Origin of the sequence: Flagellimonas myxillae (assembly GCF_023502235.1) — a bacterium.
GTDB lineage: Bacteria > Bacteroidota > Bacteroidia > Flavobacteriales > Flavobacteriaceae > Flagellimonas > Flagellimonas myxillae.
This window is the reverse complement of sequence record NZ_JAMFLY010000001.1, coordinates 16572-27906: the sequence shown is the minus strand read 5'-3', so window position 1 is coordinate 27906 and position 11335 is coordinate 16572. Positions and strand designations below refer to the sequence as shown.

The following is an 11335-nucleotide window of genomic DNA, read 5'->3' as shown; positions in this document are numbered from 1 at the left end:
AAGAAAAATGAAAATAAGAAACAATCATATTATACTAGGTCTCTTAACAGGATTCTTTGCCTTGACCTCTTGCGAGGTTACAGAATTGGAAGGGACCAACGACCCTAACTTTCTAACTCCGGGACAAGCCTCTCCAGATTTCTTCATTACTTCTATTGAAGAAGATTTTGCCAGACATCTGGATGGTGATGTCGCCGGTGACCCCAACGACAATTTTGTGACCGGTGGTTTCCAATTCGGGGATGGTTTATCCCCATTGGGTATGGAACTTACCCGTTTGCAAGCGATGCAGAGTAGGGATTATGAAAGTACCTATCAAGATAGTGATGTTGATGACGAATGGGACAACGCCTATCGCGGAGTGCTCTTTGATATTAGGTTGATGACTCCCTTGGCAGAGGAAGCTGGCTTGACCAGACATTTGGGAATTGCGCAATTTATTGAAGCTTATATCATCTCTTCCCTAGTGGATTTCTTTGGAGATATTCCCTACACCGAAGCAGTACAGGCACCAGCAATTGTGAATGCAAAACTGGACAGCGGTCAATCCGTTTATGAAGCCGCTATTGCCCTATTGGATCAAGCCATAGTGAATTTCACCAATACCACATCGGCCAATCCAGCAGTTGAGCTTTATTACAATAACGATTACACCAAATGGGTAAGGGCTGCGAACACTCTTAAAATGAAGTTGTATCTGCAAACCAGATTGGTGGACCCAGGAGCCGCTGCCGCGTTCAACGCGATAGTAAATTCTGGTAATTATATTACGGATACTGCGGACGACCTTGATTTTCAATGGCCCGGAACCAGTGCCGCTCAACCGGACAATAGACACCCTAGATATGGGCTCAACTATGTTTCCAATGGTCCAGGGGATTATTCTTCAAACTGGTTGATGAATCAAATGATGGTGAACAACGACCCAAGAATGCGGTACTACTTCTACAGACAGACCAACGAAGTTCCCGGCCAAGAAGCAGACCCGGACGAACAAACCTTAAGATGTTCGCTACAGACCCCGCCAATACATTATACCACAGGAGGGTTTACATTCTGTAATCTTCCCAACGGATATTGGGGAAGAGACCATGGAGATGATGAAGGTACGCCTCCAGATGGACCGGTACGGACAACTTGGGGGGTATATCCAGCCGGAGGAAGATTTGACGACAACAGTTTTAGTCCCGTGGCCCAGCCTACGGACCCACTCTCTAATGGAGGTGGTGGATTGGGAATCACAGGTATCCTAAACGCCTATATGGTCGATTTCTGGAGAGCTGAGATGGCCTTGGTCCAAGGAGATGCAGCATCTGCCCAAACCTTCTTGGAGGCCGGGATGACCAAGCAGATTGCGAAAGCTACTGCGGCCGTGTCCGTAGATCCAAACGCAGACCTCTCCTTTGAGCCCACAGCGACTGATATTTCAGATTTTATCAGCGGCGTGGGGTCAGATTTTGGAGCGGCATCAGGCGATGATCAATGGAACATTTTGGCCGAAAACTATTTTGTGGCCCATTATGGAAATGGAATAGAAACATACAATTTCTATAGAAGAACAGGCTTCCCAACGACCTTGCAACCCAATAGGGAGCCGGATCCCGGAAGTTTCCCCAGGTCCATGTTCTATCCGAACCAAGCGGTGACCTCGAACTCAAATATCACCCAGAAGACCAACCTTGCAGTTCAGGTATTTTGGGATAACAACCCTGCGGGACCTACGTTCCCAGCATCAAATTAATAACAGCAATGTCTTATAAAACAAGAATCATGAGAAAATTAAGCACATATATATTGCTCGCTATAGGGTTTGTTTCCGCAGTGTCCTGTACCGAGGAAAAAATTGTTGATCAAGTTCAGAAGACCGTGGAACGAGGTCTTGTCCTTAGGACCGTGGCCAACTTGAGTACTACTTACAACCTTTTGGACCCTTCATCAACTTTCGGGGTAACCCTGGAAGCACAGGACGAAGAGAATGGCGGGCTTTTGTCAGAAGTTCGGGTTTACGCCCAATTTGTTGACAATACGGTTGAAGACGACAATGACCTATCTTCTGATGAGGCCTTGGTATCCACCATATCAGCTTCCACTTTCACCGAAGGTCCTTTTGGCTTTCCAAGGGCCGATTTGGTGGTAACCCTTAGTGAGGCACTTACAGGAACAGGAACTGATGCTGGAATTGTGGACGGTGGAGATGCAATTAGCTTTAGGTTGGAAGCGCAACTCACCGATGGAAGGGTTTTTACCAATAGAGCTGCAGGTACTGTGGCCAATGGATCTTTCTTTTCGTCACCCTTTGCCTATTCGGCAGGGATAAACTGTATACCCGTAACACCGGTTACCGGAGATTACCAATTGAACCTAACTGATTTATATGGTGATGGATGGGACGGTGCCTTTATAACGGTTACTATTGACGGGACCGATACCCAATATACCATTGCTGCCGGAAGTGCGGCGGCATTTACCATTTCCGTCCCAGATGGAACCACAGAACTGGTATTTGCCTATACTCCTGGAGCCTTTGAGGAAGAACATGTATTTGAACTTTTGGCCCCATCAGGCGAGACAGCCGCTGCTGGGGGACCTGGGCCAACACCAGGTGAAATTGTTCTCAATATTTGTTCGTGATAGTTATATTTCTGAATAGTAAAAGGAGCTGCGATATGCAGCTCTTTTTTTATGGTTAAAACTGGGTCTTATCACATCTTTTTGCTTGCTTTGCAGTATGATTGCCACAATTTGTAGAAAAGCCCATTTTAATGCTGCCCACAGGCTGCACAATCCCAACTGGAGCGATGAAAAAAACATCGAGGTATTTGGAAAGTGCAATAGCCCAAGTTATCATGGACATAATTTTGACCTTGAGGTAAGAATTAGGGGGGAAGTAGACCCGGAAACCGGTTTTGTAATGGATTTGGCAGTGCTTGGCGCCTTGATTCAGGAAGAGATTGAGGAGCGCTTTGATCACAAAAACCTGAATGAAGACTGTCCGGAATTCAATCATGGACTGCCCACTACGGAATATTTTGTCAAGGTAATTTACGATATCTTAAAACCAAAGCTAAAAACGGGTCAATTACTGCACATAACCCTGCACGAAACCCAAAAGAATTCGGCAGAGTATGGAGATTGGTAACAATTTTACGATATTGCAGCACTTTTTTGGGAACAGGTTTGTTTCCATAAAAACTGGAGTGTTAGCTCAGTTGGTTTAGAGCACCGCCTTGACAGGGCGGGGGTCGTTGGTTCGAATCCAATACACTCCACTAAAACTCAAAGATTAATCACCTGCTAAAAAGCAGGTGATTTTGTTTTATTCGATAGCTACATATTCTCTCCCCTACAGATATTCGTAAGCACCTAATTTGTTGATTCCCCTCCTTGTCGCAATGGGTTTACAACCATGCGGTTTTTGTTGTAACTTATGGGAGTTTCCCAAGGAGCAAATAAACCACCAAAGCCATCCAACATGTATAGAAAAGTAACCGTTCTGTCCTTGGTTATTCTTATGACCACGGCAACTATGGGCCAAGAAGATACCCTTCGGCTCAAAAACCACGATCCAAAATCAATCTATAATATTCCCATTACCAAGATTGAAAAAGCCAAGTTTCCCGCAATAGACATGCACGCACATGCCTACGCACGCTCTGAGGAAGAGCTTCGTGAGTGGATGCAAACCATGGATAAATATGGTATTGAAAAAACCATAATTCTCACCATGCAAACGGGCAAAAAATTTGATAGCATACACAATATGTACGCAAAGTATGGCAATCGTTTTGAAGTCTGGTGTGGATTTGACTACACCGGATATAACGAAGAAGGTTGGAGTGAAAAAGCCGTTAAGGAATTGGAACGTTGCTATAAAGCGGGTGCCAAAGGTGTAGGTGAATTGGGCGATAAAGGCGAAGGGCTGTTTTATTCAAAGCCTACGCCCGCCTACGGAATGCACATTGACGACCCCCGTATGAAGCCTCTGATTGAAAAATGCGGGGAATTGGGAATGCCCATCAATGTCCATGTCGCAGAACCCTACTGGATGTACGAACCCAACGATAGGTACAATGATGGACTTATGAACTCGGCCAAATGGCAAATTGATGTTTCCAAAAAGGGATTATTACATCATCAAGACCTAATAAATACTTTGGAAAATGCCGTAAAGGCCAATCCAAATACAACCTTTGTGGCCTGTCATTTTGCCAACTGTAGCCATGATCTCGGCATTCTTGACAATTTGCTCCAAAAGTATGACAACCTATACGCGGACATTTCGGCCAGATATGCCGAAACTGCACCTATACCCAGACATACAAAGGCTTTCTTTGAAAAAAACCGAGATAAACTGGTATACGGAACCGACATGGGCCTCGCTCCCCTTGTATACGAGACAACATTTAGGATTCTTGAAACTGAAGATGAGCACTTTTATGAAAAAAGGCTTTTTTCTTATCACTGGCCACTCCATGGCTTAGGGTTAAGTGAAGAAACACTAAAGAAGTTGTATCATGAAAATGCGAAAAAAATTATTGACAAATCACATAAATAAGTACAAGAAAGGACAGTATGAGACGGCCGCCTATTTCATTTTCCCAATAGCCGATGCAATATTTAAAACAAAAGCTCCTATTAAGTCGAATATCTCATTGGCAGTAGAAGTTCTGAAATAACCCCATTGTGCACGTTTATTAGATTAAATTTCGCCTGGTCTTCATATGCAATTTGCAACCTAGAAATGGTACTGGAAATCCCAATACCGATTCTTTCTTTACCAAATTCTTTTAGTGAAGGCCCTTCATTATAGACCCACAATTTAAAATTAGATCCAATATTTTCCATTCCAATTTCGATGCGCTTTGCCTCCTTTTTTTGCGAAATCCCATGTTTAATAGCATTTTCAACCAACGGTTGTAAAATAAAGTTGGGCACCAAGCACTCGGAAAGTTCAGAAGACTGGTGAATAAGGATATCCAATTCAACGTTTCTAAATTTTTCAATTTCAAGATAATCCTTCAAATATTGAAGTTCCTTTTTTAAAGGAATTAGATTATGTTGCGATTCCTCCAAGGTAATTCGAAGAAAATTACCCAACCGTATTAAAGTACCAATTGCGACCCTGTTTTTACCCTGTTCAATAGTTCCAACAACGTTGTTTATCGTATTGAACAAAAAATGAGGAGATAATTGAGCTCTTAGGGTATTCAGTTCGCTTTTTAAAAGTTGTTTTTCCAATTTATCTGCTTTTTCCCTTCTTACTTCTGCCTCCTTCCGATAATCAATGGCATGAGCAATTCCAATTATTGCCATATAAATAAAAAAGTGCCAGTGAAATAGATTAAGAAAGAATACCTTGAAATACTGTTGGAAAGTTTCCCAACTAACAGAGCCCAATCCCAAGAAATTCCAAAGCAATGCATAAATGGCCAAATACACTATGACCAGAAAAATTGCTGAAAAAAAGTGAAGGGTCACGCCACTATAGTAAGTTTGTTTGTCAATTCGGTACCGCCTGCCTAACCAAAATATTATCGGACTTAGTCCAGCCCAAACACTCCATACCAATAGTTGGATTCCGAACAATTTAAACCACCCTTCCCCAGTTCCAGAGTCCAAAGTTTTCAAATACAATTGGGTACTAGTGAATAAAGCCGCAAGTACCCAAATTGAATAAATGTAGATGTACTTTTTTTTTATAAACCAGAACATCTTTGTAAGTTACAAAAGTACTTTCACTACGCCATGTCTCTTTATACGGACAAACTACACTTCATTTACTTCTGTAGTTATTCCGACTATTTCCCATTTTCCACTATTAGACCTAGCCATGGATATCTGATATAAAAAGTCGTATTTCGGGCTAGCCGCGTTTAAAACAACCACAGCCAAATTTTCTCCTAAATATTCCGCATGCTTATAGGTTATTTTCCTTGGTTCACCTCCAAGTTTTTTCTCCTCCAACATTTTAATGTATTGGGAAGCAGATATAGTACTGAACTTTCCACCGATAAGAACATACTGATTTGAATTTTCTTCGAGGACATCCTTAACGAGTTCAGGATTCTGTTCATCTGCACCCTTCACGAACTGGGCAGCGACTTTTTTGATGTCGTTTTTTGAATCTTGAGCATTGATAGCTCCCATAGAAAGTATCAATAGCATGCACACCCTTATCACATATTTTACAACCATAATTTTTGATATTTATTGATTTTAGACCAAATTAGTATGGGGTACAGATATGAAAAAGACCCATGTTGCGAAATGTGGAAACTGGGTTGTAGAATGGGTAAAATGGAATGGGAAATACGAACTGGAACCCTTAAAGGCCCATCCATTTTTTAAAATCGGGTTTTCTACTATTGGAAATTTTGATTTTCCTGTGATTTCGTAAGACCACCATGCTAATATTTTTATCATAATTCTCCATACCCAAAACATGGTGGTTATTAACTATGAAAGACCTATGAACGCGAAAAAACACGTTGGGATCTAATGAGTTATCCAATTGATCCATGGATTCCCTAACCGTATACTTCTTATTTATGGTTTCTATTTCCACGTATTGATCCGCTGCCTCAATGGCAATGATGTCATCAACGTTAATGAATGCAGTTTTACCTATCGATTTTACGGCAATTCGTTTTATAAATTCTTCTTTCTCAACTGCTTTAGTCTTATTGGATAATGCATATAATAAGTTCTTTAAATTATCGGTAATCTTTATTAAATAATCCTTCTCCAATCTATCAATGGCCTTTTTAAGAGCTGACTCAATTCGTTCGCTGGAATAAGGTTTTAATATGTAATCAATGGCATTTTGCTCGAATGCTTCAATGGCATATTGGCTATAAGCCGTAACGAAGATAAAATAGGGAAATGGTTCAATACAATTTTGTAGGACTTCAACGCCATTCATTCCTGGCATCTCTATGTCAATTAAAACAATATCTGGATTGGTAACTTTGATTTGACCAAGAGCCTGATTGCCATTTTGACAAGCACCTATGAATTCCAAAGATGAAAATTTATCTACATGGAGTCTTAGCCTGTTCAAGGCCTCCAACTCATCATCAACAATAAGCACCTTATATTTCATCTCCAACGTCCTTTTCGCATGTGGGTACTAAAGTTATTACCTTATATGAAAAACCTCCAACAAATTGAAGATTTTATCTTGTAGACACTACTGGATTAGGGTCGGCCACCATCCCAATGAACATCGAGATGCCCGGGAACCGACCTACTTCGACCTCATGAAATAATCCCAATAATTCATGATCATTATCGGAAAACAAAAAACCTCAACATAATTGCTGAGGTTTTATCTATTGTGGTGGGCGCGAAGGGATTCGAACCCCTGACCCCCTGGGTGTAAACCAGGTGCTCTGAACCAACTGAGCTACGCGCCCATTACGATTTCCAAATGGGAGTGCAAATATAGAATAGTTTTCTGTTCTCCCAAAAGAAATAAAACAAAAAAGATATGCTTAGAAGCGACGGTCACTAAATTTACTTTTCGTCATGGTCTTAGTTAATCTTTCGTTTTTTGAACCAAAGGTCTTCCAAGCTAAAGTTAAGCGTCAAAACATGGTAGTTTTCTTGAACCAAAACGTTCTCAATTTGCCCTTTCGAACCATAACTATAGGACAAATTTAAAAGGGAATTGGCAAATCTACCCGTTGGCAGTCCCACACCTAGGGTAAAATTATAACCTTCAATTTTCCGATTATTGATGGCTAAATATCCATTGTCACAATTTATTCCAGTCCGCAACCTGATTCGATCACCGTATTTCCTTCCCAAAGGATTCTTTAGGTACTCTAACCCTAAGGCATAAATGTCCTGATCTTGATATGTCCCTATGTTTTCAGTCTGATTGGTATCGTTCCAAAAATTCTTTTTGTAATCAGCACTCATGGTCAGGTAATCAGTTAATTGGACGCCAAGTCCAAACCCTAACTCCAGTGGAATTTTAAAATCATCAACACTACTTCCTTCATCTTCCGCTATAACAATTTCCGAATCCAGAATTGTTTTATTAGCAGATCGAACTAGATTCCCTTTTAGGGAAACGGGTAGTTGGGCCGTGCTTCCAATCGTGACTTTATCGGTTAAGTCCCATTGGGCACCAAAACCAAATCGGAAACCGCTATAATTGGTAGTTTCGGTGATTTCCAAACTCCCACTGCCCACTTGAAGAAATTCGTTTTCCTCTATATTTCCAAACAGGAGGGATGCGCTAAAACCCAACCTCAATTTTTCCGTTGGACCATACCCTATATTCACACGAAGATCATTCAACCCACCTAAACCGGTTACATTACTTTCAAACACTTCACTGGATCCTTCAATGTTGGTTTGGATTCCCAACAGCGAATAGCCCACATCGCTATAGGGAATCAGGGCAATCCCTAATCCAAAACGCTCTTCAATTCTAAAAGCAAATGCCAAATTGGAAAAGTTTAGGGTAGTTTTGGATTCACTTTCGGATTGATTTTTAAAGGAATTGAACTCTCCTACCACCCCAACATCATAAAAGAAGGAGTTTTGCGGTATCAAGGAATAGGTTGCCGGGTTTAGGTTGTTGATCCCGGAATCCGTCCTAAGGCCAATCCCAGAATACCCCATACTGTTAGCTGCACCTATACTGGTCTGATTTATCGCTCCCAATCCATAAAGTGAATATGGAGAACTAGTCAATCCTTCGGATTGGGCCTTTAAAAAACCTACTGAGATTAGGAAAAACGACCTAATCGAAAACTTAATTGTCCTCATCATCATATATGGCATAGGTAAGTTCAAGTTTTGCATTATGGTCTGCTGTTCCCGCCCCATTAAGGACAAAACGATCTACGGTGGAACCAAAGTCATCCGGAAGCAAAATAATTGCCTCCCCGGTTTCATATTCAGACAACAAAAGTTCTTCCAAATAATTCACCAAGGATATTTCGTAATAGATATCATTAAACTCCTCATTGTCCCGATTGAGCACTCCAGTGACCGGAAAAACCTCATCGATCACCAATTGGGCAGTCACATCATTATTGCGATCTACAATAAAAATTGAAAAACCATCCCGGAGCATCAATTCATCATTATAAGACCCGGCTACTGGTTTGATTTTTAAAATGGCATCCATAATTGTTCCCTGGCCTTTTATCTCATAAATGCTTTTTATGGATGGAAATTCCACCTTGGTGGCAATCCCCAATCCTGATTGGATAAAACTTTGCCCGGCAGCATCATGACTACTGAGGTTAATCTCCTGATCTGTAAGCGTCAGCAGTGGGTCAATCAGAATCTCCGCACTAATCTGATTGAAAAATGGAACCGGGGTTTCATTCAGGTTGAGTTGAAGATCAACATGATCCAAAATTCTTTCATCCTCTTCGGAGATTCCAAAATGGATACGAATAAAACTTGCTCCAATTTCCTTGGAAAAACCAACAATTGAACCATCGTCGTTCAATCCAGGGAGCAGGGCAATTCCCTTGAAATAATCAACAAACTCATCTGCATTGGTGATAAGATTATCTTGTAATTTCCCAAAAATGTCTTCCCCAAAAGCATCATCCAGTCTAACCTCAAGAGTGTCCGCCTCCACTGGTCTTGGGTCATACGTAAATACTCCCAAATCCTCATCGAAATATTCAACCTTTGTTGTATTGTAAAAATTTTCACCTTCTGCAGGCCGTAAAGTTTTGAGCACTCTTTTAACTTGAACGGTATTGGTAATGGTAGTATCATTATAGTAATAGCCATTAAAGTTCAGATGGAGGGCAATGCTATCATATTCGGCTTCCACATCAATAGCATATCCCGAAGGAATCAATCCCATATGGCTTGCGGCCCTTACGGTTCCAAAAACGGGATCACTGTACTGGCCTACCAACATTCGTGTCGCCTGACTGGTCACGACGCTATCCATCTTCATGGTGGACATATCCACAGTAAGGGTATCTATAAGCACCACTCTAACATTACTATCTGTAAATGCCTCCCCAGCCAAAAAATCAGTTTCGTTTAGATTTTCATCGTTGCAGGAAAGGAATCCCACCAGAAGTGGACATAACAGCCACATTACTTTTTTCATAATTTTCATTTGCGGTAAAAGTAGCAGCCTCGGTTGCGCTCTAAAATGCGGATAGACCAACACTACTTCTTTTAAGACAAATGCCCTGTATTTCCCTACGAAGCTATTTTTCCTGTTCGTAGAGGGAATTTCCCGTTTCATATGTTAAAAAGTCAGCTTTATATATTCCCTATCTGGACACGAGGTCGGAAAATTACCTTTGGCAAAAAATTAAAATGTTTGGCATGAGAAAAGCAATACAGTACTCCAAGCTTGCATCCTTACTAGTTATTTCAACAGCTCTTCTTGTGGGCTGCTCCAACGATGAGGATGACGAAGATTTGGGCAATTGGATAAACCGATCCATTTTTGATGGAAGCCCTAGGAGTGGTATTTCGGGCTTCACGATCAATAACATTGGTTATATGGGAGTAGGTTATGACGGGGACGATTATTTAAACTCTTTTTGGGCCTACGATTTGGAAGGGGATTTTTGGTCGCAAAAGGCTGATTTCCCAGGTGCAGCAAGAAACGCAGCAGTTGGTTTTCAAATCAATGGCACAGGCTATATTGGGTCCGGTTATGATGGTGTTGATGAACTTAACGATTTCTATGCGTATGACCCTAGCAGTAATTCTTGGTCTCCCATTGCCCCCATTACAGAAACAAAAAGAAGAAGTGCGGTGGCCTTTTCCGTCAATGGTTATGGCTACTTTGGAACAGGATACGACGGGGAGAACGACAAAAAGGATTTCTGGAAATACGATCCCTCTTCAGATACTTGGTCCGAATTGGTCGGCTTTGGTGGCAATAAAAGAAGATCTGCCACAACTTTTACCATTGATGGATTGGTGTACCTTGGAACGGGCGTATCCAATGGTATCTACCTCGATGATTTTTGGGTTTTTGACCCTTCCAATGAGACCTGGACCAAAAAAACCGATTTGGATGAGGAAGATGACTATAGCATTGAAAGAGGTAACGCGGTGGGCTTTTCCATCAACGGATATGGCTATGTGGCCTGTGGTGAAATCAATGGCCCCACAACTTCGGTCTGGGAATATGACCCTTCTTCGGATACCTGGGAGGCCAAAACCAATTTTGAGGGTTCTTCCCGTCAGGATGCCATTGCGTTTACCAATGGATCAAGGGCATTTGTAGGACTTGGGCGTACGGGAAGTCTCTATTTGGATGATCTGGATGAGTTTTTCCCCTTTGAAGAATACGATGAGGAAGATTAATTTTTCATACTGAGTG

At 41.5% G+C, this 11335-nt stretch carries 10 protein-coding genes and 2 tRNA genes; 6 read left to right on the top strand and 6 right to left on the bottom strand.

The window, feature by feature from the left end; all coding sequences use genetic code 11:
* Window positions 1-7: 7 nt before the first annotated feature.
* The 5 genes from M3P07_RS00120 to M3P07_RS00100 all read left to right on the top strand — a co-directional run bounded on the left by M3P07_RS00120 (window position 8) and on the right by M3P07_RS00100 (window position 4555).
* Window positions 8-1741: a SusD/RagB family nutrient-binding outer membrane lipoprotein gene (locus tag M3P07_RS00120; protein ID WP_249967867.1), complete on the top strand. Its 1734-nt coding sequence runs from the start codon at window positions 8-10 to the stop codon at window positions 1739-1741.
* Between the two features lie 29 nt (window positions 1742-1770).
* Window positions 1771-2631 carry a hypothetical protein gene (locus M3P07_RS00115; protein WP_249967866.1) on the top strand — a complete coding sequence of 287 codons (861 nt, stop codon included), beginning with the start codon at window positions 1771-1773 and terminating at the stop codon, window positions 2629-2631.
* Between the two features lie 97 nt (window positions 2632-2728).
* Window positions 2729-3139 (top strand): 6-carboxytetrahydropterin synthase, encoded by a 411-nt coding sequence (locus M3P07_RS00110; RefSeq protein ID WP_249967865.1) that lies wholly within the window; start codon window positions 2729-2731, stop codon window positions 3137-3139.
* Between the two features lie 55 nt (window positions 3140-3194).
* Window positions 3195-3269 (top strand) — tRNA-Val (locus M3P07_RS00105).
* Window positions 3270-3472: 203 nt separating this feature from the next.
* Window positions 3473-4555 (top strand): amidohydrolase family protein, encoded by a 1083-nt coding sequence (locus M3P07_RS00100; RefSeq protein WP_249967864.1) that lies wholly within the window; start codon window positions 3473-3475, stop codon window positions 4553-4555.
* A gap of 80 nt (window positions 4556-4635) precedes the next feature.
* Here M3P07_RS00100 and M3P07_RS00095 read toward each other — a convergent pair whose 3' ends face one another.
* From M3P07_RS00095 to M3P07_RS00070, 6 genes are all read right to left on the bottom strand, one after another.
* Window positions 4636-5628, bottom strand: a complete 993-nt coding sequence (locus tag M3P07_RS00095) for a sensor histidine kinase (protein WP_249967863.1) — start codon at window positions 5626-5628, stop codon at window positions 4636-4638.
* A gap of 138 nt (window positions 5629-5766) precedes the next feature.
* Window positions 5767-6195 (bottom strand): nuclear transport factor 2 family protein, encoded by a 429-nt coding sequence (locus M3P07_RS00090; RefSeq protein WP_249967862.1) that lies wholly within the window; start codon window positions 6193-6195, stop codon window positions 5767-5769.
* Between the two features lie 130 nt (window positions 6196-6325).
* Complete coding sequence (locus M3P07_RS00085) at window positions 6326-7102, bottom strand: LytR/AlgR family response regulator transcription factor (RefSeq protein WP_249967861.1); 777 nt, start codon at window positions 7100-7102, stop codon at window positions 6326-6328.
* 235 nt (window positions 7103-7337) lie between these two features.
* Window positions 7338-7415 (bottom strand) — tRNA-Val (locus M3P07_RS00080).
* Between the two features lie 118 nt (window positions 7416-7533).
* The gene (locus M3P07_RS00075; RefSeq protein ID WP_249967860.1) at window positions 7534-8706 is read right to left on the bottom strand and encodes a BamG family beta-barrel-assembly machinery protein; all 1173 of its coding nucleotides are present in this window, start codon (window positions 8704-8706) and stop codon (window positions 7534-7536) included.
* Between the two features lie 61 nt (window positions 8707-8767).
* Window positions 8768-10099, bottom strand: a complete 1332-nt coding sequence (locus M3P07_RS00070; RefSeq protein WP_249967859.1) for a DUF4270 family protein — start codon at window positions 10097-10099, stop codon at window positions 8768-8770.
* 224 nt (window positions 10100-10323) lie between these two features.
* Between M3P07_RS00070 and M3P07_RS00065 the strand changes: the two genes are divergently transcribed.
* Window positions 10324-11319 (top strand): Kelch repeat-containing protein, encoded by a 996-nt coding sequence (locus M3P07_RS00065; RefSeq protein WP_249967858.1) that lies wholly within the window; start codon window positions 10324-10326, stop codon window positions 11317-11319.
* Window positions 11320-11335: the final 16 nt, after the last annotated feature.